Below are 23,824 nucleotides of genomic sequence, written 5' to 3'. Positions count from 1 at the left end.
GTTTTTTAAACACATTATGTAGCGTTATGTATTCGTTTATTGCAACATTTGCGCTTTTAATCGAATGATTTCATCACGTATCCGCGCTGCTTGCTCGAACTGCAAATCTTTCGAGGCCTTTAACATATCTTTTTCAAGCTTAGTAATATGCTTACTAAACAGTTTAGGATCTGAAAGAATATGTCTTTCATCGGCACTCAATGCTTGTGCTTGTTCAAGTACTTTTTCATCAATCTCGTCGTCTGAAAGTACCTCACCCGAGTCAATTTCTTTGACAACCTGACGAACAGCACTACGTGGCGTAATACCATGCAGCTCATTAAATTCAATTTGTTTGGCTCTACGGCGATCAGTCTCATCTATAGCTTTTTGCATAGAATCGGTAATTCGGTCAGCATATAAAATTGCTTTACCTTTCACATTACGCGCAGCACGACCAATCGTCTGAATGAGTGAACGTTCCGAACGTAAGAAACCCTCTTTATCTGCATCTAAAATAGCAACCAAAGAAACTTCAGGCATATCCAGACCTTCACGTAGCAGGTTAATGCCGACTAAAACATCAAATACACCTGTACGTAGTTCATGAATAATTTTGACGCGTTCAACCGTATCAATATCTGAGTGGAGATAAGCGACCTTAACGCCATATTCTTTTAAATAAGAAGTCAGGTCTTCTGCCATACGCTTTGTTAAAGTGGTAATTAATACCCGTTCATTCAAGTTTTTGCGAATATTAATTTCAGAAAGAACATCATCTACTTGGGTTAAGACAGGACGAATCTCAATTTCAGGGTCGATTAGACCTGTTGGACGTACTACCTGTTCAACGATTTGATCTGACTTTTCTAATTCATATTTAGCAGGCGTTGCACTTACAAAAATGGTCGTCTACAATACGCTCCCACTCTTCAAATTTCATTGGACGGTTATCAAGCGCACTTGGCAAACGGAACCCATAATTCACTAAGTTTTCTTTACGTGACCGGTCACCTTTATACATCGCTCCAATTTGCGGAACGGTAACGTGTGATTCGTCAATAATGAGCAAAGCATCTTCTGGAATATAGTCGAATAAAGTCGGCGGTGCTTCACCAGACGGACGTCCTGACAAATGACGCGAATAGTTTTCGATACCATTGGTATAACCCAACTGTTGCATCATTTCCAGATCGTAACGTGTCCTTTGTTCAATACGCTGTGCTTCAAGCAATTTGTCATGTTCACGGAAAAATTTGAGCTGATCTTGTAATTCATCTTTAATTGTATCGATAGCACGGGTCAAATGATCTTTTGGTGTCACATAGTGGCTTTTTGGATAAATCGTTATCCGAGAAACTTTACGAACCATTTTACCAGTTAGCGGGTCAAACCAACGGATTGAATCGACTTCATCATCAAATAGTTCAATACGAATCGCATGTTGATCAGATTCTGCTGGGAAAATATCAATAATTTCGCCGCGAATGCGATAAGTACCACGTAAAAATTCAAGTTCATTACGCGTATATTGCATTTCAACCAATCGGCGGATGATTTCATCGCGACTTACTCGGTCGCCCTCAACCACATGCAGCAACATTTGCATATAAGCATTCGGGTCACCCAAACCATAAATTGCAGAAACCGATGCTACAATAATTGCATCACGACGTTCTAATAAAGCTCGTGTTGCTGATAACCGCATCTGGTCAATGTGATCATTAATGGCTGAATCTTTTTCAATAAACGTATCCGAAGATGGAACGTAAGCTTCTGGTTGGTAGTAATCGTAATAACTTACAAAATATTCAACCGCATTATTGGGGAAGAAAGATTTAAACTCACCATAAAGCTGGGCAGCCAAAGTTTTGTTATGAGCCATCACAATTGTAGGTCGCTGTGTTTGAGCGATCACATTTGCCATGGTATAGGTCTTACCTGAGCCCGTTACCCCTAGCAATAACTGATTACGAAAACCATGCTCGATACCATTGACCAGCTTTTCAATTGCCTGTGGCTGATCACCTGCTGGCTGATAATGAGTGACCAAATCGAAAGGTTGATTTTCGTTCAAAGTTATCTCTCTTTATGAAAAATTGAATTTAACGTCTCCCCCATTAATGGGGATTTTTATCTTAATTTAAAGTGCAAATTAAGTTGGAAATTCAATGTAAAAGATTAAGCATCTTAACACTTGACCAATACCCTAATCAGTTGCAACATGAAGCTATCCATTAAATAAAAAGCATAACCATGACCTATCAATATCATGATGAAAGTATTGTAACCGAACTTCCCGAAGATACAGTTTTTGTATTTGGAAGTAACCTTGCTGGACAGCACGGTAGCGGTGCAGCACGCGTTGCCAGTCAACACTTCGGAGCAGTTGAAGGTGTAGGTCGCGGCTGGGCTGGTCAAAGCTTTGCAATTCCCACCTTAAATGAACATATTCAACAAATGCCTCTTTCACAGATTGAGCACTATGTTGAAGATTTTAAGATATATGCAAAAAATCATCCTAAAATGAAATATTTTGTCACGGCTTTAGGTTGTGGCATAGCAGGTTATAAAGTTTCTGAAATTGCGCCACTATTTAAAGATATCCATCACAACGTTATCTTTCCAGAATCTTTTAAACCTTATGTTGAAGATAATGCAGTTTCTGAATTTCCGACATTAACCCAAAAGATGGTAAAAAGTTTCATTAATGATGAAGTTATTTTTTACTTTAATCATGGAAGTGAATCTTTTGAAGAAGCCTTAGATAAAACAGATTTATCAAGTGCCGAAAAAGCCATTGCTCTTATTGTTTTAAATGAAGAGCTATACCCTCGGGATCGTTATGGCCGAGGCCGTGATCATGAGCTGAGTGATATTTTAGGAAAGCTCAATGGTAAAATTTTTGATCTGCACGGAAACTCAGAGGGTGCCATGATTTTCGTAAGTGCTGTGGTTGCACTCATGGAACTTTATGATTTTGACGAGCAAGACTTTATCAAACTCTGGCGTGGTGAAAAGAATATTGACCACCCTATTAATCGTTAATTTTTCTTATAAATTTATGAGCTAAGCAGATAATATCTGCTTTCTCATTATTTTATTTTTACTTACATTTAATCTTTATATTTTTAATTATTCTAATAGATTTAAGTTCTTTAGCTTCCCAAATCCTAATTTTTCTCATTATACTTTAAGGCAAACTGAATACTTAAAGAAACATATGGAAACTTTAGATTCTTCAATTTTTGACCTTAGCCCAATTCCAATGTGGATTGAGGATTTCAGTGAAGTTAAACAACAATTTGATTTATGGAGAAATCAAGGTATTGAAAACCTCCATGAATTTTTAAGTCAAAATAAAAACTTAATCAGTGAATGCGCACATAAAATTAAAATTGTTCGTGTTAATCAAAAAACATTAGAACTTTTCGAAGCAAGAACTCACGAAGAGCTATATTCGAATTTAAATCTTATTTTTAAAAAAGAAATGTTCGAATCCCATATTTTTGAGCTTGAAGAACTATGGAATGGTAAAACCCACTTTTCAAGTACGACCGTAAATTACACCTTATCAGGCAAACGTATTGATGTTCAGCTAAGAGGCTCAATTTTACCTGACTCTGAATCAACCTTTGAGCGTGTATTAATTACCACCGAAGACATTACACCCTATCAAAATGCACTTCGTGAGGAAGCAAAAAATCGTAGATTAGCTGAGTCTATGTTTATCTATTCACCCACTTCTCTTTGGGTCGAAGATTTCAGCCGTATAAAAAATAGAATTGATCAACTCAGGTTATTAGGTATTGAAGATTTTAGAACATTTCTAGATGTCCATCCTGAGTTTGTCCGTCAGTGTGTAGAAGATATTCTGATTTTAGATGTTAATCAGGCAACTCTTGATTTATTTAAGGCTCCTGATAAATCGACCCTTTTAAGAAATACACATAAGATTTTTGCTGAAGAGATGATTGAAACCTTTCGCGAACAACTCATCGAATTATGGCAAGGTAATATTCATCATAAGCGTGAAGCCATTAACTATGCCTTAGATGGCCAAATGAGAAATGTATTGCTTCAATTTACCGTTTTTCCGGGTTATGAAGACACTTGGGGACTGGTACAGGTTGCACTTACCGATATTACCGCGCGGAAAAAAGCGGAAAACTATCTTGAATATTTGGGGCAGCATGATGTCCTGACCAAACTATATAATCGCGCTTTTTTTACAGAGGAACTTAATCGTTTAAACCGAAGCATTATTCGACCTGTTTCTTCAATTTTCTTAGATATGAATGGATTAAAGGAAACGAATGATCAGTTTGGTCATGATATTGGGGATGGCTTATTGCGCCGCGTCGGAAATATTTTAAGTCAGGCCATTTTAAATACAGCATATACGGCTTCTAGAATAGGTGGCGATGAATTCGTGATTTTAATGCCGGGGGCAGATGAGGCGAATGTTCTAATTATGCTTCAAACCATTCAAGAGCTTTTTAATATCGACAATCAATATTATTCAAGCCACCCAATTAGCATTGCAATTGGACATGCAACAACTCAAGCAAATGAACAAATTGAGGACATGTTAAAGCGAGCTGACCATCACATGTACCAAAAGAAAAAAAGCTACTATCAGGAAATTTTATTTAATCAATAAAAAAACAGGCATATTGCCTGTTTTCGAGATTAGCGTTTTCCCATAGAACGACGAGTACCACGCGGAGGCATCCACGTTTTATCTGCGTATTGCTCTGGTTTTGGACGCACTTGGTTGTGTACCGCGTCGTCGGCTTCATTGCTATCATTCGGCATTGGGAATGGCAATTTCACCAAAGCCTTTTTCTGTTTTGGCTGTTGCTCAGTCATGATTAATTCTCGAAATTTCGATTGCGACCTATTATAAATGATTTTCTCATTTCTTTCTAAAAAAGCTTCAATTGAATAAATATTGCTTAAGATGATTACTAAACTAAACTTTTTTACATCTGAAAAGGTTCACATCCGCAAATTACTTAATTTTTGCGATAAGATAGTATGCTTTTTATTTTTTAATCCCATAAGAGGAATATTGCCGTGGACGTACGTCTTTCTGATCGTGTCAATGCCATCAAACCGTCCCCTACACTTGCTGTAACCAACAAAGCTGCTGAACTTAAAGCTGCTGGCAAGAATGTGATTGGTTTAGGTGCTGGCGAACCAGACTTTGATACCCCTCAACACATCAAAGATGCTGCAATTGAAGCGATTAATAATGGTTTCACCAAATATACGGCTGTAGATGGTACTCCTGGATTAAAAAAAGCAATTATTGCTAAATTTAAACGTGATAATAATCTTGATTATCAAGCAAATCAGATTTTGGTTTCATGTGGTGGTAAGCAAAGCTTCTTTAACTTGGCTCTTGCTCTATTAAACAAAGGCGATGAAGTTATCATTCCAGCACCTTTCTGGGTAAGCTATCCAGATATGGTCATTATTGCTGAAGGTACTCCAGTCATTGTGAAATGTGGTGAAGACCAACGTTTCAAAATTACTCCTGAACAATTAGAAGCGGCTATTACTCCTAACACTCGTTTAGTGGTATTAAACAGCCCATCTAACCCGACAGGTATGATCTATAGCAAAGCTGAATTAGAAGCTTTAGCTGAAGTATTACGTCGCCATCCACAAGTGTTTGTTGCATCTGACGATATGTATGAACCAATTCGTTGGGAAGATGAGTTCTACAACATCGCAACTATTGCTCCAGACTTATATGATCGTACGATTGTTTTAAATGGTGTTTCTAAAGCATATGCGATGACAGGTTGGCGTATTGGCTATGCAGCCGGCCCAGCAAAAATCATTGGCGCAATGAAAAAAATCCAGTCTCAATCAACTTCAAACCCAACTTCAATTTCACAAGTTGCTGCTGAAGCTGCATTGAATGGTCCTCAAGACGTTTTACAACCAATGATTAAAGCGTTCAAACGCCGTCATGACTTAGTCGTAAACGGCTTGAATGAAATCAAAGGTATCTCTTGCTTGCCTGCTGACGGTGCTTTCTATGCCTATGCAAACATTCGCCCTCTTATTCGTGCAAAAGGCTTAAAATCTTGCACAGAATTCTCTGAATGGTTACTAGAAGAAACTGGTGTAGCAGTAGTGCCTGGTGATGCATTTGGTCTAGGCGGTTTTATGCGTATTTCATATGCAACAGCTGACGAAGTACTCGTTGATGCGTTAGCACGTATCAAAAAAGCTGCTGACTCAATTGAAGGCGTAGATGCTGCAATTGCTTCTATTGAAGCTGAAAAAACAGCTAAGTAATTTATAATTTTAAAAAGAGGCTTCAACTTCAAGTTGGGGCCTCTTTTTTATGAATATAAGATTAAAAATTTTATTCTTAGCTACTATTTATGACTCAGCAGAATTAAATAAAGCCATGACCTCAGCTTCAGTCATTTTTTTTGTATTATTTTTAAAGGCATAAAAACCGGGTTTTGAATCAATAAAAATTTCCAGATCTAACTTTAAGTCATTTACAGGTTCATCTAAAGAAAATGCATTAATGTTGCAGTAGCCTTGATCCTTAGTTCTCCAAAAAATTGTAGTTCCACAAGCGTTGCAAAAGCCTCTTTCTCCCCACTCAGAAGAGTTAAAAATACTCAGATGCTCTTGTTGAATAAACTTTAGACTGCCTTGTACAACATCAATCGTCATAATAACACCACTGGTTTGTCGGCGGCACATCGAACAATGGCAAACATGCACATCATGATTTTTTAGCTCTACCTCAAATGTAGTCTTACCACATAAACATTGACCGTTCATTATTATTTCCCATTGATAAGTTTTATATTTTTAATTTCATAAAATATTCTGTCTAATTAAAATTTACAAGTTTGTAAACTATAACTGAACTTATCACTTCATTTTTCTAACTTGACAATAGTACTTTTACATCATAATTTAAACTTAAGTTCCATTTAAGAACTTATAAAATTAAAGGACTCAAAAATGAAAAATCCCATGGAAATGACTGGTCTTGAATTTTTACAAGCGATGATTGATGGCCATATTCCAGCAGCAAGTATTAGTAAAACCATACCTATGCAACCTACTGAAATTTCAGAAGGTTCTGTTACTTTTAAAGCGCAAGCAGATCATAATCATCTAAATCCGCTAGGGGGCGTACATGGTGGCTTTGCTGCTACAGTTTTAGACTCTGTGACTGGCTGTGCAGTACATACGATGTTACCTGCTGGTGTAGGTTACGGAACAATCGATCTTAACGTAAAAATGTGCCGCCCTATTCCAAAGAATCATCCTTTAATTGCAACAGGTAAAGTCATTAACATAAGTAAAAACTTAGGAATTTCCGAAGGAAAGATTATTGATGAGGAAGGTAAACTTTATGCCTATGCAACAGCAACCTGCATGATTATTCGCCCATAGTTATAAGAGGCAGCCTTAAACCGCTGCCTTTTTTATTGAGTAATCTGGATTATCTGGACGATCACAGGTTTGCGCCACTATATAAGGTGCCCAAATATTTTTAAGTTGAAGCTCTATTACCTCTTGATGTTCAGTAGACCAAGCTAGAACTTTATTTTTGCCCAGCAGCAACTCCCCTTCTAATTGAAAAATATATAAGGGTTTAGATTGATCTAATACTTTTGAACACTTTAAAACTTTTAGTGAACTATGCACATTCCATTTAGAACTGAACCAAAGCTGCAATAAATCACCTAAGTACAAGTCCTGCTTTTTAAAAGGATAAGCATCAATCGACGCACCCTCTACAGGTGTGTAATAAGATTCTGGTCGACTTAAGATATTGAGATAATTGCGTTGATAAAAATTAAAATTAGAAAAAATAGAGGCAACAGTAAGTGTTTTCATACTTATCTCCGATTTAGCCATTTTAGTGCTGGCAAGTTGGTTTAAATCCACACTGTTTGAATTTCTTCAAACGCTTGTTCTGTTTTGAATCTAGCAATTGAATTTTTAAAGCGCAAGTAATTTCTCAGCTCACCGCTCAACTGATCAAATAAAAAGCATACAACACAAAAATGAAGGAAACATGGTGATTTTCACTTGACCCTTCTCAAAATCTCCTTATAATCGCATGCAGATTCTCCCATAGCTCAGTCGGTAGAGCGACGGACTGTTAATCCGCAGGTCCCTGGTTCGAGCCCAGGTGGGAGAGCCAAATACTAAAAAGCCCGCAGCATTAAAGCGGGCTTTTTTTTGCTATAAATTTTTTCAATAACTATAAAAAATCCCCTATCACAACATAGAGGATTTAATTATTAATCTATTAATTTCATTCAATGTCCGAATCAAAATTCAAAAGACATAGCATCTATAAACTCACTATCGGTTCATTCTGAACCTTATTACTCTACCTCAACAACTTTTAGGGGATTAAAAGACTGAGAAGTCGGCATCATTTCAATACGGTTAATATTAATATGTGGAGGCTGTGATGCGACCCACGCTACCGTATTTGCAATATCTTCAGGCAAGATTGGCTTCTTTTTATCATACAGACTATTTACCTTATCCTGATCGCCCTTAAAGCGCACCAAAGAAAATTCTGTACCACCACAAAGACCGGGCTCAATATTAGTTATTCGAATACCAGTACCTGACAGGTCAGCTCGAAGGTTTAAACTAAATTGCTCCACAAATGCTTTGGTTGCACCATAAACATTACCACCCGGATATGGGTATGTACCTGCAATTGATCCCATATTGATGATTAAACCGGACTTTTTCTTCACCATATTCGGTAAAATTAACCGCGTAACAGTAATCAATCCCTTAATATTGGTATCCACCATGGTGTACCAATCATCCAAATCTGATTTATCTGCTGACTCCAGGCCTAATGCTAATCCAGCATTGTTAACCAATAAATCAATTTGACTGATTTGAAATTCGGCTGGTAAATCAACCAATGCTTTATTTATATTTTCTACTGTATCTGTCATATCAAATACGAGTGGATAGAATTTTTCACCGAGCTCTTGTTGTAATTCTTTTAGCTTTTCTGCCCGTCTTCCACATCCAATAACTTTATAACCTAACTCAATCAGTTTTTTTGAAATACTATAACCAAAACCCGCAGAAGCGCCTGTAACTAATGCTAACATTCTTATATCCTTAAAATATTCAACTACTTTCGTTGAACCTATTATGAACAAACCTATCTTTATATTTACATAATATTCGTTATTACTTTAAAAAATAAAATATTTTTCTAAAAAATTTAATTATGGATAACAATATTTAAGGAAATTAATTATATAGATATGATTTCATCAGGAGTATCAGGTAATAAATACCGCATCCCCAGATGCTAACCACTTATAAAAATAATTAAAAAATTTAAAGGTTAAAATAAAAAAAGTTTACCTAGAAAGATAAACTTTTTTATTTACAACTTTTTTGATTATGCAGGCACGCCGCTGTGAAAACGGAAGGTATCATCAGGCGTTAAAATCAAGTTCTTTTCAACCTCACGGATATGCTCAATGCGCTGCTGAATATCCTCTTTAGGATTTTTCATTTTTGCAGTTTTTGCAACATCAAGTGCAAGTGCCAAATAGTCTTCAAAATGACGAGACTCTGACTTAAGCAAATAGCGATAGTAGCGTCCTAACTCTTCATCTACACGTGGGGCAAGTGCATGAAAACGTTCGCATGAGCGCGCCTCAACAAAAGCACCTACCACAAGTACATCAATTAAAGCTTCCGGCTCATAAGTACGGATTTCTTTACGCAACCCACCTGCATAGCGCCCTGCACTTAAGCCATCCCATTTCTGACCACGCTTGGCCATTAGCTCAAGCACCTGTTCATAATGGAGCATTTCTTCCCGTACTAGTTGTGCAAGCTTTACTTGCAAATCAGGGAAAAAGCTATAGCGGAACATTAAGTTCATTGCTGTACTAGCTGCTTTTTTTTCGCAGTTAGCATGATCTTGCATCAATATATCTAAATTATTGATCGCTTCATCTAGCCATGCTTTGGGCGTTTGACATCCTAAAAAGGCCAAAACAGGTTGCATTAGTTCATCGTAATTGATACTCGACATAACCAATTATCCTGCCACCTGAATTGCTGCTTTCATATCTTTGACAGCTTGAACAAGACCTACAAAAATGCTATCCGCAATAATTGAATGCCCAATGTTTAACTCATGAATTTGTGAAATAGCAGCAATTGGAGCAATATTTTTAAGGTTAAGGCCATGACCAGCATTTACCACCAAACCTTTTGAAGCTGCGTATTCAACACCTTTAATAATACGCGCCAATTCAGCCTGTTGATCTTGCTCCGTTGCTGCATCTGCATATGCCCCCGTGTGCAACTCAATCGTAGGTGCGCCACATGCAACTGCTGCATCAATTTGAGCTAGATCAGCATCAATAAATAATGATACGTCACAACCAATAGCAGCTAAAGTCTGAGTTGCAGCTTTAACCTTGTCAAAGTTACCCACTACATCTAAACCACCTTCAGTTGTTACTTCTTGGCGTCTTTCAGGAACGAAGCATACATGCTGTGGCTGAATTTCTTTCGCAAACTCGACCATTTCATCAGTAACAGCCAACTCTAGATTCATGCGTGTTTTTAGTAATGGTCGCATGCGGCGTACGTCATCATCCTGAATATGGCGACGATCTTCACGCAAATGCAAGGTAATTCCCTCTGCACCAGCTTGTTCACAAATAAGAGCAGCTTCTACAGGGTCTGGGTAAGTAGTACCACGCGCCTGTCTCAAAGTAGCAACATGGTCTATGTTTACACCAAGCAATGCAGCCATAAAAAAATCCTAATTACGATTGAGTTTGAGTATTTTGAATCCACAACTGTCGACTTTTTAGGGGACGATCTCCTAAAAGCGATGTAATCATTTGACGGTATAGTTTACCTAATAATTGCAGTTGTTCGTGAGAAAAATCCTGCCCTTGCTCATAATCCACCATAGACAAAATCGCTTTTCCTGACAAAGATGAACGACTCGCCTGCGCAACAGGAGCAAAACCTTCGGTCACTTGAAATTGATAAAACTGATGAGATTGAATCGGCTGCTGCTGAGTATCAATTGAAAAATCAAGTGCGTACCCAAGTTCAGGCAAAAGCACATGTTCGAACTGGCGTAATATCTGTCTTAAAAAAAGATCGGGTTGATCAGTAGAAGCGAGCTGCTGTAACTGCAATAGAGTTAACTGATATTGTTCAAAAGATTGAGGCATTGCCTCTTCAAGTGGACATAACCGAAGAATGATTTCACTTAAATAAAATCCGGCAAAAAAGGCGTCACCGAAAAAGAAAACAGGCTGATTTAATATTTCTAACTTAGTAAAGTTCTTCAGCTCACTTTTACCTGTCGCTTGTAATCGGATAGGTTGATACTGAGGAGGCGGAGTCTGTCTTAAAATACCATCGACTCGCCCATACTCCTGAGTAAAAAGATGCACAATATGACTTTTTTCACGGTACTTACGGTGATGAATCATATATCCATGGAGGACTTCATTGCGCATCATAAAAAGAAACTATTCCTCAGATTCTTTTTCTTTTTTGTCATCATCGCCATCAGGAATCACCGCGCCTACAACAGCCGCTGTACCTTTGACAACACCTTTTGTAGTTTTATAGGCGATACCTACTGGTACGGTTACAAGCTTATATACACAACCCTGTAACATCAATGTACATCCAATTATAGCGACCAATGATGTAATTGTTTTCATACCAGTATCCTTATCCTTTAGATATCACTATATCCTAAGCTTTTTAAGGCACGCTCATCATCAGACCAGCCACCCTTCACTTTTACCCAAAGTGTGAGCATAATTTTTTGCTCAAACATTTTTTCCATGTCTTTTCGAGCATCCATACCGATTGTTTTAAGCTTGGCACCTTTTTCACCAATCACAATCGCTTTTTGGCCCGCACGATCTACAAAAATCGTTGCATCAATATAGGTACAAGCTGGTTTTAAACGACCAGTTTTCTCATTAACAGCAGCCTCTTCCGTTTTGAAAGATTCAATTTGTACTGTCAAATCATAAGGAAGCTCTTCACCCAACTGGCGCATGATTTTTTCACGAATAATTTCGCTAGCTAAAAAGCGTTCAGAACGGTCAGTAATCTGATCAAATGAATACAAAGGCGCTTGATAAGGAAGATACTTCTCAATCGTTTCACTCAAGTGTTCCAGATTTGCTCCGCGTAATGCAGATACAGGAACAATCTCGGCAAAATTCATAAGCTTGGCACGCTCTTGAATTAAAGGAAGAATATCTCTTTTATCTTCAAAAGTATCAGCCTTGTTAATCACCAAAATAACTGGCATTTCAGCATTCTTGAGTTTTTCAAGCACTAAGTCATCATTTGGGGTCCACTTATAAGCATCAATAACAAATAAGACCAAATTGACGTCACGTAATGCAGAATGAGCTGCACGGTTCATCATTTTATTAATAGCGCGTACTTCTTTTTTATGCATACCTGGGGTATCTACATATACCGCCTGCATTTTTTCACGCGAATCAATACCAATAATTTTATGACGTGTTGTTTGAGGTTTACGCGAAGTAATCGAGAGCTTTTGACCTAATAAATGGTTCATGAGGGTAGATTTACCCACATTTGGACGTCCTACAATCGCCACAAATCCGCTCTTAAAATCCGAAGGAATTGTTACGCCTTTGGAACTAAAAAATTGATCAATCAGATTATTAGGATCTTGGTTATCATTTGAATCTGGATTGATTTGATCAGAATGCATCGACATGCAGGTTATTGCTCCAATAACTTTAAAATTTCCGCCGCTGCTGCCTGCTCGGCAAAACGACGACTTGAACCCTCACCATAAATCTTTGATAAACCATCTATCAAACATTCAACTTTAAAGTGCTGGTGAGGTGCATCACCCTGAATATCTACAACCTCGTAAACAGGGAGAGGTTTTTTACGTGCTTGTAGATACTCTTGTAAACGTGATTTCGGGTCTTTAAGTTGATCCGTAGGTTCAATATGGTCTAAATAGGGTACATACCATTTTAGCACAATATCTGTAAGTAAGTTGAGATCACCACTATCAATATAAATTGCACCAATAATGGCTTCTACCGTGTCAGCCAATATTGACTCACGATGATGACCACCAGATTTCAATTCACCCGTACTTAATATTAAACACCGACTAAGTTGCAAATCGGTTGCAATCTTACCTAAAGCTTCCTGACGGACTAAAGTCGCTCGCATACGCGTTAGACGACCTTCGTTTTCATTTGGATAGGCATGATATAGATAATTGGCAACAATCATGCCTAATAATGAATCGCCTAAAAACTCCAAGCGCTCGTAATTGTATTTATGACTCACCGAACGATGAGTCAAAGCTAACTGTAACAACTCAAGCTGCTTGAATTGATATCCGATGCGACTCAATAAGCGAGGATCACTTAGTTTGAACTGATGTTTTATCAAAACTCTTCTCAAATGTTAAAACTAAATCAATATTTGATAAGAAAGGTTTTCTTACTTCATATTTCTTTTTGACTGTCAGACCAGACTGATTAAACACTTGCGCAATCTCTTTAAAGTGGAGATCACGAATATTGTTCATTTCCAGTCGCTGATCCATTTGTGTCACAAACTTCTGTGGTGTGATCTCAGAAGAGCTTTCTTGTAAAAGCTCTTCGATTTGATTATTAATCAATCGATCATCCCAATATGCTGGCCAAACTGCAAGTACAGCTTTTACTGCAACTGCAAATATAACCACCCCAAATAAAATTGCTAAATACGAAGTACCTTGTTGTGCCTTACGCATTTCTTTTTTTCCTAATGGTTGTTTTTAATCTATTTTTCCATTTCGGCCAAAGTTAGGAAGATGTAAACCCGGTTCTTTATGCATCCACACATAGAATGCTCGTCCTGTTAAATTTTCTTCAGGAACGAAGCCCCAGAAACGACTGTCTGCACTTTGATCACGGTTATCTCCCATTGCAAAGTAATGTCCTTTTGGAACAGTCACTTCCCAATATAAACCGTCTTGGTTTGCATATTTACCATTTTCAACATAATTGATAAACGGTGCTTGACGCGCCACATTTACGCCTTCAAGCTCACGCATCGTAAAGGTGTGTTCACCAATCGTCTCTTTATGATAAATAGACGTTGGGGTATCTAACACGTCTTTTTCGCGACTAAACTGTGTTAATACTTTCGGTACTTTTTGTCCGTTAATAATCAATTGTCCATGATCATAAATAAGATGATCACCCGGCAAACCGATTACACGTTTAATATAACTAATGGTAGGTTGAGGTGGATAACGGAACACAATCACATCACCACGCTTTGGTTCTCCCATATCAATAATTTTCTTATTGACGATAGGTAAACGCACACCATAATCAAATTTATTAACCAGAATAAAATCACCAGTTTCTAAAGTGGGTACCATAGAGTCTGATGGAATATTAAATGGTTCATAAAGAAATGAACGAAGTACAAGTACTACAGCTAAAACTGGCCAAAAGTCATAGGCCCATGTAATAACAAAATTTTCGTTCCCGCGCCCTTTATTTGCACGCTGTTTAAATACAAATTTATCTAACAACCACACTGCAAATAGAATCAGCGTAACTGGAACAAGAATTAAATTAAAATCAAAATCCACATGACCTCACTCGCAGCCTAGCTGCTTGTCTTAAAGTGGGGGAAAAGTAATATCTTACTTCTCCCACCCTCATTTCTTATCTTTCTACTTTCAATACAGCCAAGAACGCTTCTTGTGGAATTTCAACACTTCCCACTTGTTTCATACGTTTCTTACCTTCTTTTTGTTTAGAAAGTAGTTTTTTCTTACGTGAAACGTCACCACCATAACATTTCGCTAATACGTTTTTACGCATTGCTTTTACAGTAGAACGAGCAATAATTTGTGCACCGATAGCCGCTTGAATAGCAACGTCGTACATTTGGCGAGGAATCAAATCTTTCATTTTCTCAACCAATGCAATACCACGATGACGCGCGTCATTACGGTGACAAATCATAGCCAAGGCATCAACCTTGTCACTATTAATTAATACATCAACCTTAACTAAAGCTGAACTTTCGAAACGCACAAAGTTATAGTCTAGCGATGCAAAACCACGAGAACATGATTTTAATTTATCAAAGAAATCCATAACGACTTCAGCCATCGGGATTTCAAAGGTAATAGAAACTTGATTACCCAAGAATTTCATATCTTTTTGAACACCACGGCGTTCAATACATAGGGTCATTACATTCCCTAAGTATTCTTGAGGAACAAGGATATGACATTCTGCAATCGGCTCACGCAAATCTTCTACAGTAGATCCGTCTGGCATTTTTGATGGACTATCGATATAAATCGTTTCGCCCTTCTTGGTTAATGCTTCATAAATTACGGTAGGTGCAGAACTGATGAGATCAAGGTCATACTCACGCTCTAAACGCTCTTGTACAATCTCCATGTGTAGCATTCCTAAGAAGCCACAACGGAAACCAAAACCTAATGCATCTGAGCTTTCTGGTTCAAAGAACAAAGCCGAGTCGTTGATCTGCAATTTTTGTAACGCTTCACGGAATGGCTCAAAGTCACTCGCATCAATCGGGAAAAGACCAGCATAAACCTGCGGTTTAACCTTTTTAAAACCTGGTAAAATTGCAACATCAGGTGTAGCAGCAAGGGTAATAGTGTCACCTACTGGTGCACCAAAAATATCTTTAATACCCGCAATAACAAAACCAACTTCACCAGCTTCAAGAATATCTGTTTCAGTATGCTTAGGATTAAATACACCCACTGAAGTTACCGGATGAGTTTGTCCTGTCGATTTAACCAACATTTTGTCGCCCTTACGGATACGACCTTGTTTAATACGTACAAGAGAAACTACACCTAAGTAGTTATCAAACCATGAGTCGATAATTAATGCTTGCAATGGAGCATCACGATCGCCTTCAGGCGCTGGAATAACATCGACTAAACGCTCTAATACGCCTTCAACACCCAAACCTGTTTTTGCTGAACATGTCGGTGCATCTGTCGCTTCAATCCCGATGATTTCTTCAATTTCATGAATTACACGTTCAGGTTCAGCCTGTGGTAAATCAATTTTATTTAAAATAGGAAGAACTTCGAGACCTTGTTCAATTGCGGTATAACAGTTTGCAACTGATTGTGCTTCTACACCTTGCGCAGCATCTACAACCAATAGCGCACCTTCACATGCAGCTAATGAACGGGAAACTTCATACGAGAAGTCTACGTGTCCAGGAGTATCAATAAAGTTAAGTTGATATTCCTGACCATTCGGATGAGTGTAATATAGCGTGACAGAAGCGGCTTTAATGGTAATCCCACGTTCACGCTCAAGCTCCATTGAGTCTAGGACTTGGGCTTGCATTTCACGATCTTGTAGACCACCACACATCTGAATAAAACGGTCAGCCAATGTAGACTTACCATGGTCAATGTGAGCAATAATCGAGAAATTTCGTATATTTTTGATATCGACGGATTTTTTAGCTTGCGCCATGGGTTACCTTGAGAAAATATAGAGTGCTATGTAGCTTGTTTTAATACACAGCCAAAGCAGTTAAATTAATTGCGTGCGATTATAACAGATGGATATTTTAAAGTATCCAAAATAATCATGAGCTTTGTACTTATGTTTTAAAAAGGAGAATCAAAGTGAGCATGTTGCTTCAGGTTATCGAGCATATGAAACAGTAAAATCATAAGGGTTTATGCTCGAATCAAGCGGCTGGTATGCATGAGTAAAAGTTGGAGACATTCGTTTTGGGCGCCCTGTGGCAATTTCAATACATGCCCATTTTGTATTTCCAACAAATAATACAGCCTGATCGGATGGGCGGAAAAATACATACTGGCGGAAAGAATAAAGAGCGTTGATATCATCTAACCATGTGCGTAATACAATTTGTTCGCCTTCAAATGCAGCTTTACGATATTGCACATGATGCTCAACCGCGACCATTGCATGTTTTAACTCGAGGTATTTAGTGACCCCTACTCCTAAGGTTTCAACATGAGCAGCAGCTACATCTTGCATCCACTGTACATATATCACATTATTCACATGTCCTAACGCATCAATATGATGTGGCTGTACCTGAATATGTAAATCAAAAATACTACTCACGAATGTTCACACTCTTATTTATTAACTTTCAAACTGAAATAAGTGTAGGTAGATATCACTATACGCTCAAGATAAATAACAAAAAACCACCCATGTTTAGGGTGGCTCATTGTTTCTTTTTAAGTTTACTGAATACGTAAACCAAGCATTGCGCGTTGTCCCTGACGAATAATCGCGACACGTGCTACAGTATTTTTTTGCAAGTTAGAAACAACTTTTGCAAAATCCTGACTATTTAAAATCTGGTTATTGTTGACTTGAACAATCACATCACCCGGAATGATATTTGACAATGATGCTAGGCCACCACGGCGAACATCTTGTACATAGATACCACCTTTTACACTTAAAGCACTTTTTTCTGGTTCAGCCAAATCACGAATGCTCATTCCTAGAACTGGACCTTTAGATACAGCACTTTGTGCACCTGTGGCAGGCGTTTCATCTGGGGCAGTCGTTAAAGTTGCTGAAATATTACGGGTTTTATCATCACGTAATACTTCAAACTGAATAGTTTGATTCGGCTGTACTTTGTTTAATGCATACAGTAATTCACTGGTGCGCGATACCGGATTACCGTTATATTTCAAAATCACATCTCCAGCTCTCAGTCCTGCTTTTTGTGCAGGTGAGTTCGGAGAAATTTGAGTAATTAAAGCACCTTCAGGTTTTGGTAACTTGTAAGCATCGGCAAGGTTTCGGTCAATGTCTTGCATCATCACACCAAGATAAGAGCGCGTTACCTTGCCTTTAGTTTTAAGCTGTTCGGCTACATCCATCGCTACGTCAATCGGGATAGAGAAAGACAAGCCCATATAGCCGCCAGTACCACTAAATATTCGAGAGTTTACCCCGACTACTTCACCATTTTGGTTAAACAATGGGCCACCGGAGTTACCTGGGTTTAGCGCAACGTCAGTTTGAATAAATGGCACCGAAGTTTCACCACTCATATTTCGTGATTTAGCACTGACAATACCTGCCGAAGCTGAATAGTCAAAACCAAACGGCGAACCAATTGCTAAAACTGGCTCTCCCACTCGTAAGCGGTCAACATTTCCTACACGTAAAGCTGGATAACTATTTCCAGTCACTTTTAACAATGCAACGTCTGTACGCTCATCACTACCGACCACCGTTGCATCAATTTCACGACGATCATTTAAAGTGATACTAATGCGTGAGGCATTTTCAATCACATGGTGGTTGGTGAGTAGATAACCATCTTTACTAATAAAGAATGCACTACCGTATGCAGTTTTTTCTTGTGGACCTTGTTGCTGCGGAATGATGACCTGATTACCAAAAAAACGTTTTAAAATTTCAGGAACTTGCTGCTGCAATAGTTCATCCTGAGTCATTTTTTTTACAACGTTTACACTCACCACGGCTGGACTAACTTGTTCAACGAGGTTTGAAAAATCAACAGTAGCATTTGCCTGAACAGCAGCAACTGTAAATACCGCTGCATACATTCCTTGTTGTAAATAGCGAGTTTTCATTTGGTGCTCACCCACAATTGGTCTACGAGAATAAGAATAAAACTGTTGTATCACAACGCTTTGGAGTTGTGCGTAACAATATGTTTATTTGTAAGGCATCATCACAATGATTATTTTACGCATTGCAAATTTTTAAGCCAATTGCAATTTTTCTCTGAGTTAGAGCGCTTAAGCTCTTGCCTTTTTAGATAAAAAGCGGTGTCATTAGCGGACGTTTTAAATTGATGCGAATGGACATGCCTAATTTACAGACAATTCACCACTTTGACGTGATTATTGTGGGCAGCGGCGGCGCTGGTTTGAGTCTGGCTTTATCGTTACCAAATCATTTTAATATTGCAGTTTTAGCAAAAGCTGCTTTAACCGAAGCAAGTACCTTCTACGCTCAAGGTGGTGTTGCTGCTGTTCTTGATGAGACTGACTCTATTCAACAGCACATTAATGACACTATGATTGCAGGCGCCCATTTATGTGAAATGGATGCAGTTCAGCATACCGTAGAAGGTGGTCGCCCTTCTGTAGATTTTCTTTTAAAGCAAGGCGTGCAATTTACCTTAGATGAAGACGAACAACTTCATTTAACCCGCGAAGGTGGTCATTCACAGCGCCGTATTATCCATTCTGCTGATGCAACAGGCAAAGCCATTTCAACCACCTTAGTTGAACGTGCCAAAGAACGTAAAAATATTACTATTTTTGAAAACTATATTGCGATTGATTTAATTACTTCGCAAAAATTAGGACATGTTGACCAAGCGAATCGCGCTATTGGTTTGTATGCATTGGATGAAAACACAGAAAAGGTTCATACCTTCCTTGCACCATTTACCGCGCTTGCTTGCGGCGGTGCAATGAAAGCTTACCTCTACACATCTAATCCAGATATTGCCACTGGTGACGGTATTGCTATGGCTTACCGCGCAGGTTGTCGTGTTGCGAATATGGAATTTAATCAGTTCCATCCAACTTGTCTCTATCACCCCCAAGCTCGTTCATTTTTAATTACCGAAGCGATGCGTGGTGAAGGTGCTTACTTACGCTTGCCAGATGGTGAACGTTTCATGCTGCGTTTTGACGATCGTGCAGAACTGGCTCCACGCGATATTGTGGCACGTACCATTGACCATGAAATCAAACGCCTCGGTATTCGCCATGTGTGGTTAGACATCACGCACAAATCACCAGAATTTATTAAAGAACACTTCCCTACACTTTATGCGCGATTGCTTGAATTGGGCATCGACATTACCAAAGATATGATTCCTGTCGTTCCAGCAGCTCATTACACCTGTGGTGGTGTTGTCGTTGACTCAAATAGCCAGACCGATATTGAAGGCTTATATGCCATTGGTGAAACATCTTATACGGGTTTACATGGTGCAAACCGTATGGCGAGTAATTCATTACTTGAATGCTTCGTCTACGGCATGAGTGCAGCAAAAGACATCGAAAATAAATTTGATAAAGATTTAAAACTACCAGAAGTACCAAGTTGGGATGACTCTCAAGTCACCAATCCAGATGAAGATGTCGTGATTTTACAAAACTGGGATGAGTTACGTTCTACCATGTGGAACTACGTTGGTATTGTCAGAACCACAAAACGTTTAGAACGTGCTTTACACCGTATTGAAATGTTAAAGCGTGAAATTACCGAATACTATCAAGACTATCGTGTTAGCAAGAACCTGATTGAACTGCGTAATCTTGTTCTCGTATCTGAGATGATTGTTCGTTGTGCGATGCAACGTAAAGAATCACGTGGTCTACATTACACACTCGATTATCCTGAAACTTCGAGTGAGATTCGTAAAACAGTTTTAACTCCTCCAAATTTTGCAGTAGAACAACCATTGGTTAATACTGATATTTAAGCTGTTTTTCTACAAAAAAAAAGCACAGTTCAGACTGTGCTTTTTATCTGGTTTGATATTTATGATTTAGGTGGAATTGAATAAGTCGCGGTCACATGTGCAACGGGTTCATCCAACCCTACTGAATAAATCCAAACCTCACCCACCACCAAGCTCTTTCCTACTTTCATGAGTTTACACTCACTGCGTAAGTCTTGATCACCCGCAGGTTTGCGTAAAAAGTTAATATTAAAGTTGGTGGTCACAGCTAAACCAATAATTCCGATTTCACCTAAGATAGCAATATATAAAGCAAAATCTGCTAAGGTCATCATGGTCGGGCCAGATATGGTGCCACCGGGACGTTGATGCCTTTGATCGACATGATAATAAACAACTGCGGCTTTGGGCGTGACTGATTCAATAGTGCAATGTTCAAGACTTGGTGGAAATTCCTTTTCAAGAAATGCCACGATTTCTTCTTTTGAGCTTTTCATCCTTGTTATTCTTCAATCTATAAACCATATGTAAGATAGCATAAGAAAATAACAGATATTTTCTATGACGATTCAAACCAGAATTGTCATCATTTTTAACCACTCTCATAAAAATAAGAGTGGCCAATCAATTTTTATCTTAAATATTGCAACGCTTGCTCAAATACTTGATCAGGACTTTGTGTAGCATCTAAACGCTTAATTCGTTCAGGTTCAGCTTTCCATAAGGTTTCATAACCTTCACGAACCTTAGTGAAAAAACTTAACTTTTCTTGTTCAAAACGGTCTAAAGCTCCACGTTCACGTGCACGGTTCATACCGAGTTCAATCGGGGCATCTAACCAGAAAGTCACCTCTGGCATGCGTGAAACAAAGTTCTGATTTAAAAGCTGTAATTTATCATGACTTAAACCACGACCAGAACATTGATAAGCAAAACTTGCATCGGTAAAACGATCGCTTAATACAATTTTATTAGACTCTAGAGCCGGCAAAATGACCTGTTGTAAATGTTGAGCACGTGCCGCATAAATGAGTAATAGCTCGGTATCATGACTCATATTTTCATCATGATTCACTGCCAAAAGCATAGAGCGTATCTGTTCAGCTAACGGTGTACCGCCCGGCTCTCGGGTTAAAACAACTTGTTTGCCTTGCTCTTCAAAATGCTGATGAATTTTTCGAATAAGCGTAGTTTTACCTACCCCTTCCGTGCCTTCAAAGCTAATAAACATCTCTTTTCCTTATTTCTTCGATCTCAACACGGATAAATAGTCTTGCACCGCTTGATTATGCGCTTGCAAGCTTGCCGTAAATTTATGCCCACCATTGCCAGTCGCCACAAAATAGATGTTGTTTGAGTCATCTGGATGCAGCGCAGCTTCAATTGCTTTTTGGCTTGGCAAAGCAATTGGAGTTGGTGGTAAGCCATTAATAGTATAGGTATTATATGCTGTTGGGGTACGGAGATCTTCTCGGGTAATGTTACCTTTATAGTTATTACCCATACCGTAAATAACAGTTGGATCCGTTTGTAAACGCATACCAATTTTTAAACGGCGGACAAAAACCCCAGAAACTTGTGTAAGTTCACTATCTAAACTTGTTTCTTTCTCAACAATAGAAGCCATAATTAATGCTTCATATTTATCTTTATAAGGTAAATTCGGTGCACGATTTGCCCAAGCTGTATCTAGAGCTTTGATTTGACGATGATATAAATCGGTAAGAATTTTCTTGTCAGTCTCACCTTTTGCAAAGAAATACGTATTAGGTGCAAACAAACCTTCAGGGTGTCCATAAGGAATGCCAAGTGCCTTCATAAGCTGATCATCAGGTAAATCTAATATTGTATTTTCTACGTTTTTATCATTTTTTAATGCAGTGATAAGCTGTTTAAAAGTTGTGCCTTCAATAACCAAAACACGGTTCATCTGAGCATTATCTGCATCAGATAGCATCTCTAATACTTCTCTTACACTCATTCCCTGTTCAATTTCATACACACCAGCTTTCATGCTGTCATGAATCATAAATTTCTGATAAAGCTTTAATACCACTGGAAAGCTAACTTTGCCTTCTTTCGCCAACCGATCAATAAAACCAGAATAGGTTTCACCAGATGTAATGGATAACATCTGTTTTTTGCCTTCAATCGGATAAGCTTTAAATAGACTCGACCATAAAATGGCAAAAGTAGAAATTAAAACAATAAACAGGCCAATTAGAACCAATCGCTTAGAAAATTTTGGAGCTTGTTTTTTGTTATTTTTCTTGGCGTTTTTTGCTTTCGCATTCACAGGTGGCTTCGGCATATTAATGAATCTGATTTAAGTTAAGGAGATGAAATAAATCTATGCATGCCTGTGTTTCTAACTTTTTCGCTCCTAAATGAGTGACCACTCGCATAGGATGTAAAGCATTACAAAAGAATAGACTTTGTATTTCAGATACTTCATCTAGCTCAATTATACGTACTTCACAGGCAATTCCATGGTGCTGCATACGCGCTAAAATTTCCGCCCGCATTACACCGTGGACGCCATTATAGCGAAGTTCGGGAGTAATCCATCTATCATTTAAACGAATAAAACAATTACTACTGACTCCTTCAACAATATAACCTTGTACATCAGTAACTAATGCTTCAGCCCACCCTAGTTGATCTGCTTCTTTTTTTAGCAATACTTGTTCAAGACGGTTTAAAGATTTAAGCCCGACCAAGCTCGGCATGGTTAAACCTAAGGCCTGATTTAAAACGCCACACTGGATAGAGTCCGGCTGAAATGGCTCTAAAGCTTTCGGATAAAACCAGATATAAATATCAGCCTGATGCTTTGGTAAGCTATAACCTCTGTCTCCTTCCCCACGACTAATCACAATTTTTAAAGTGCCATTGAGCACAAGATGCTGCTTTTGTAGTTGCTGCAAACTCTGTTCTATTAATTCAAAATCTGCAGTTAAAGACAGTTTTTGACATGCAAGTTTTAGGCGTTCCCAATGTCTTTCTTTAAGCTCAATCTGGTTTTGAAAAACACGAATTGTGGTGAAGCATCCATCTCCATAATGAAATGCTCGATCCAGTAAAGGAATGGTTTCAACAGGTTGCCCATTTTTAAAACACCACATGTTTAATCCACCCTTTGCTTAAAACGATCCAACAATACAACACCTTTCATTTAAATAATAAATGACTGATTTTAAAAAATTATACCGATTTCGTATCTACTTTTGAAACTTGTTGTATATCAAGATTTAAGAATAACTTATCTGTT

23 protein-coding genes, 1 tRNA gene and 3 pseudogenes are annotated in these 23,824 nt (G+C 38.3%); 6 read left to right on the top strand and 21 right to left on the bottom strand.

Annotated features, from left to right (window positions below; translation table 11 throughout):
- Positions 1–36 precede the first annotated feature (36 nt).
- Positions 37–2,056, bottom strand: a pseudogene (uvrB, locus tag F936_RS05815) (excinuclease ABC subunit UvrB).
- Between the two features lie 179 nt (positions 2,057–2,235).
- On the opposite strand from uvrB, the gene F936_RS05810 reads away from it, so the two are divergent.
- Together F936_RS05810 and F936_RS05805 are read left to right on the top strand one after the other, a co-directional pair.
- Positions 2,236–3,027, top strand: a complete 792-nt coding sequence (locus F936_RS05810; RefSeq protein ID WP_005045867.1) for an A1S_2505 family phage non-structural protein — start codon at positions 2,236–2,238, stop codon at positions 3,025–3,027.
- A 175-nt stretch (positions 3,028–3,202) separates the two neighbouring features.
- A pseudogene (locus F936_RS05805) lies at positions 3,203–4,639 on the top strand (sensor domain-containing diguanylate cyclase); the annotation flags it as partial.
- Positions 4,640–4,671: 32 nt separating this feature from the next.
- Here the strand turns inward: F936_RS05805 and F936_RS05800 are convergent.
- Positions 4,672–4,851, bottom strand: coding sequence for a hypothetical protein (locus F936_RS05800; RefSeq protein WP_003650328.1), 180 nt, complete (start codon positions 4,849–4,851; stop codon positions 4,672–4,674).
- A gap of 207 nt (positions 4,852–5,058) precedes the next feature.
- On the opposite strand from F936_RS05800, the gene F936_RS05795 reads away from it, so the two are divergent.
- Positions 5,059–6,294 (top strand): pyridoxal phosphate-dependent aminotransferase, encoded by a 1,236-nt coding sequence (locus F936_RS05795; RefSeq protein ID WP_005045863.1) that lies wholly within the window; start codon positions 5,059–5,061, stop codon positions 6,292–6,294.
- Positions 6,295–6,381: 87 nt separating this feature from the next.
- Here F936_RS05795 and F936_RS05790 read toward each other — a convergent pair whose 3' ends face one another.
- A complete protein-coding gene (locus tag F936_RS05790; protein WP_004643654.1) occupies positions 6,382–6,798 on the bottom strand; it encodes a GFA family protein in 417 nt (138 codons plus the stop codon).
- Positions 6,799–6,984: 186 nt separating this feature from the next.
- Between F936_RS05790 and F936_RS05785 the strand changes: the two genes are divergently transcribed.
- A complete protein-coding gene (locus tag F936_RS05785; protein ID WP_005045861.1) occupies positions 6,985–7,422 on the top strand; it encodes a PaaI family thioesterase in 438 nt (145 codons plus the stop codon).
- Positions 7,423–7,437: 15 nt separating this feature from the next.
- Here the strand turns inward: F936_RS05785 and F936_RS05780 are convergent, their stop codons facing one another.
- Both F936_RS05780 and F936_RS19190 read right to left on the bottom strand, forming a co-directional pair.
- On the bottom strand, positions 7,438–7,869 hold the full coding sequence (locus F936_RS05780) for a hypothetical protein (RefSeq protein WP_005045860.1): 432 nt from the start codon (positions 7,867–7,869) through the stop codon (positions 7,438–7,440).
- 41 nt (positions 7,870–7,910) lie between these two features.
- Positions 7,911–8,051 (bottom strand): annotated as a pseudogene (locus F936_RS19190) (hypothetical protein); the annotation flags it as partial.
- A 52-nt stretch (positions 8,052–8,103) separates the two neighbouring features.
- Between F936_RS19190 and F936_RS05775 the strand changes: the two are divergent.
- A tRNA-Asn gene (locus F936_RS05775) sits at positions 8,104–8,179 on the top strand.
- A gap of 187 nt (positions 8,180–8,366) precedes the next feature.
- Here the strand turns inward: F936_RS05775 and F936_RS05770 are convergent.
- The 12 genes from F936_RS05770 to F936_RS05715 form a co-directional block, all read right to left on the bottom strand.
- Positions 8,367–9,125, bottom strand: coding sequence for an SDR family NAD(P)-dependent oxidoreductase (locus tag F936_RS05770; protein WP_005045858.1), 759 nt, complete (start codon positions 9,123–9,125; stop codon positions 8,367–8,369).
- Between the two features lie 299 nt (positions 9,126–9,424).
- The gene (gene miaE / locus F936_RS05765) at positions 9,425–10,069 is read right to left on the bottom strand and encodes a MiaE family protein (protein WP_003650317.1); all 645 of its coding nucleotides are present in this window, start codon (positions 10,067–10,069) and stop codon (positions 9,425–9,427) included.
- 6 nt (positions 10,070–10,075) lie between these two features.
- Positions 10,076–10,801 (bottom strand): pyridoxine 5'-phosphate synthase, encoded by a 726-nt coding sequence (gene pdxJ, locus F936_RS05760; RefSeq protein ID WP_005045857.1) that lies wholly within the window; start codon positions 10,799–10,801, stop codon positions 10,076–10,078.
- A gap of 13 nt (positions 10,802–10,814) precedes the next feature.
- The gene (recO, locus tag F936_RS05755) at positions 10,815–11,528 is read right to left on the bottom strand and encodes a DNA repair protein RecO (RefSeq protein ID WP_005045856.1); all 714 of its coding nucleotides are present in this window, start codon (positions 11,526–11,528) and stop codon (positions 10,815–10,817) included.
- 9 nt (positions 11,529–11,537) lie between these two features.
- The gene (locus tag F936_RS05750) at positions 11,538–11,735 is read right to left on the bottom strand and encodes an NF038104 family lipoprotein (RefSeq protein WP_004643661.1); all 198 of its coding nucleotides are present in this window, start codon (positions 11,733–11,735) and stop codon (positions 11,538–11,540) included.
- A gap of 17 nt (positions 11,736–11,752) precedes the next feature.
- Complete coding sequence (era, locus tag F936_RS05745) at positions 11,753–12,775, bottom strand: GTPase Era (protein WP_080028321.1); 1,023 nt, start codon at positions 12,773–12,775, stop codon at positions 11,753–11,755.
- A gap of 11 nt (positions 12,776–12,786) precedes the next feature.
- A complete protein-coding gene (gene rnc, locus F936_RS05740; RefSeq protein ID WP_004643662.1) occupies positions 12,787–13,479 on the bottom strand; it encodes a ribonuclease III in 693 nt (230 codons plus the stop codon).
- Positions 13,451–13,825, bottom strand: coding sequence for a DUF4845 domain-containing protein (locus F936_RS05735; protein WP_004643664.1), 375 nt, complete (start codon positions 13,823–13,825; stop codon positions 13,451–13,453). Before F936_RS05735 ends, rnc begins: the two co-directional genes overlap by 29 nt.
- 24 nt (positions 13,826–13,849) lie before the next feature.
- Positions 13,850–14,677: a signal peptidase I gene (gene lepB, locus F936_RS05730; RefSeq protein ID WP_005045854.1), complete on the bottom strand. Its 828-nt coding sequence runs from the start codon at positions 14,675–14,677 to the stop codon at positions 13,850–13,852.
- A gap of 76 nt (positions 14,678–14,753) precedes the next feature.
- Positions 14,754–16,571: a translation elongation factor 4 gene (gene lepA / locus F936_RS05725; protein WP_003650302.1), complete on the bottom strand. Its 1,818-nt coding sequence runs from the start codon at positions 16,569–16,571 to the stop codon at positions 14,754–14,756.
- 174 nt (positions 16,572–16,745) lie between these two features.
- Complete coding sequence (locus tag F936_RS05720) at positions 16,746–17,198, bottom strand: acyl-CoA thioesterase (RefSeq protein WP_005045852.1); 453 nt, start codon at positions 17,196–17,198, stop codon at positions 16,746–16,748.
- 125 nt (positions 17,199–17,323) lie between these two features.
- A complete protein-coding gene (locus F936_RS05715) occupies positions 17,324–18,700 on the bottom strand; it encodes a Do family serine endopeptidase (RefSeq protein WP_005045851.1) in 1,377 nt (458 codons plus the stop codon).
- 230 nt (positions 18,701–18,930) lie between these two features.
- Between F936_RS05715 and nadB the strand changes: the two genes are divergently transcribed.
- The gene (gene nadB, locus F936_RS05710; protein ID WP_017390058.1) at positions 18,931–20,574 is read left to right on the top strand and encodes an L-aspartate oxidase; all 1,644 of its coding nucleotides are present in this window, start codon (positions 18,931–18,933) and stop codon (positions 20,572–20,574) included.
- A gap of 59 nt (positions 20,575–20,633) precedes the next feature.
- On the opposite strand, the gene F936_RS05705 is transcribed toward nadB, so the two are convergent.
- From F936_RS05705 to pabC, 4 genes are all read right to left on the bottom strand, one after another.
- Positions 20,634–21,050 (bottom strand): PaaI family thioesterase, encoded by a 417-nt coding sequence (locus tag F936_RS05705; RefSeq protein ID WP_003650294.1) that lies wholly within the window; start codon positions 21,048–21,050, stop codon positions 20,634–20,636.
- 134 nt (positions 21,051–21,184) lie between these two features.
- Complete coding sequence (tmk, locus tag F936_RS05700) at positions 21,185–21,784, bottom strand: dTMP kinase (RefSeq protein WP_005045846.1); 600 nt, start codon at positions 21,782–21,784, stop codon at positions 21,185–21,187.
- 9 nt (positions 21,785–21,793) lie between these two features.
- Positions 21,794–22,864 carry an endolytic transglycosylase MltG gene (mltG, locus tag F936_RS05695; RefSeq protein WP_005045845.1) on the bottom strand — a complete coding sequence of 357 codons (1,071 nt, stop codon included), beginning with the start codon at positions 22,862–22,864 and terminating at the stop codon, positions 21,794–21,796.
- Between the two features lies 1 nt (position 22,865).
- Complete coding sequence (pabC, locus tag F936_RS05690) at positions 22,866–23,678, bottom strand: aminodeoxychorismate lyase (RefSeq protein ID WP_005045843.1); 813 nt, start codon at positions 23,676–23,678, stop codon at positions 22,866–22,868.
- Positions 23,679–23,824 lie beyond the last annotated feature (146 nt).

This window comes from Acinetobacter calcoaceticus DSM 30006 = CIP 81.8, from assembly GCF_000368965.1.
Taxonomy (GTDB): domain Bacteria; phylum Pseudomonadota; class Gammaproteobacteria; order Pseudomonadales; family Moraxellaceae; genus Acinetobacter; species Acinetobacter calcoaceticus.
Note: the sequence above shows the minus strand (reverse complement) of the source record. Positions and strands in the feature narration are given on the sequence as shown.

Excerpts from the sequence above, each read along its gene's own strand:
- F936_RS05810 (WP_005045867.1), top strand. The coding sequence starts at position 2,236 with ATGACCTATCAATATCATGATGAAAGTATTGTAACCGAACTTCCCGAA.
- F936_RS05800 (WP_003650328.1), bottom strand. The coding sequence starts at position 4,851 with ATGACTGAGCAACAGCCAAAACAGAAAAAGGCTTTGGTGAAATTGCCA.
- F936_RS05790 (WP_004643654.1), bottom strand. The coding sequence starts at position 6,798 with ATGAACGGTCAATGTTTATGTGGTAAGACTACATTTGAGGTAGAGCTA.
- F936_RS05785 (WP_005045861.1), top strand. The coding sequence starts at position 6,985 with ATGAAAAATCCCATGGAAATGACTGGTCTTGAATTTTTACAAGCGATG.
- F936_RS05780 (WP_005045860.1), bottom strand. The coding sequence starts at position 7,869 with ATGAAAACACTTACTGTTGCCTCTATTTTTTCTAATTTTAATTTTTAT.
- F936_RS05770 (WP_005045858.1), bottom strand. The coding sequence starts at position 9,125 with ATGTTAGCATTAGTTACAGGCGCTTCTGCGGGTTTTGGTTATAGTATT.
- miaE (WP_003650317.1), bottom strand. The coding sequence starts at position 10,069 with ATGTCGAGTATCAATTACGATGAACTAATGCAACCTGTTTTGGCCTTT.
- pdxJ (WP_005045857.1), bottom strand. The coding sequence starts at position 10,801 with ATGGCTGCATTGCTTGGTGTAAACATAGACCATGTTGCTACTTTGAGA.
- recO (WP_005045856.1), bottom strand. The coding sequence starts at position 11,528 with ATGATGCGCAATGAAGTCCTCCATGGATATATGATTCATCACCGTAAG.
- F936_RS05750 (WP_004643661.1), bottom strand. The coding sequence starts at position 11,735 with ATGAAAACAATTACATCATTGGTCGCTATAATTGGATGTACATTGATG.
- era (WP_080028321.1), bottom strand. The coding sequence starts at position 12,775 with ATGCATTCTGATCAAATCAATCCAGATTCAAATGATAACCAAGATCCT.
- F936_RS05735 (WP_004643664.1), bottom strand. The coding sequence starts at position 13,825 with ATGCGTAAGGCACAACAAGGTACTTCGTATTTAGCAATTTTATTTGGG.
- lepA (WP_003650302.1), bottom strand. The coding sequence starts at position 16,571 with ATGGCGCAAGCTAAAAAATCCGTCGATATCAAAAATATACGAAATTTC.
- F936_RS05715 (WP_005045851.1), bottom strand. The coding sequence starts at position 18,700 with ATGAAAACTCGCTATTTACAACAAGGAATGTATGCAGCGGTATTTACA.
- nadB (WP_017390058.1), top strand. The coding sequence starts at position 18,931 with ATGGACATGCCTAATTTACAGACAATTCACCACTTTGACGTGATTATT.
- F936_RS05705 (WP_003650294.1), bottom strand. The coding sequence starts at position 21,050 with ATGAAAAGCTCAAAAGAAGAAATCGTGGCATTTCTTGAAAAGGAATTT.
- tmk (WP_005045846.1), bottom strand. The coding sequence starts at position 21,784 with ATGTTTATTAGCTTTGAAGGCACGGAAGGGGTAGGTAAAACTACGCTT.
- mltG (WP_005045845.1), bottom strand. The coding sequence starts at position 22,864 with ATGCCGAAGCCACCTGTGAATGCGAAAGCAAAAAACGCCAAGAAAAAT.
- pabC (WP_005045843.1), bottom strand. The coding sequence starts at position 23,678 with ATGTGGTGTTTTAAAAATGGGCAACCTGTTGAAACCATTCCTTTACTG.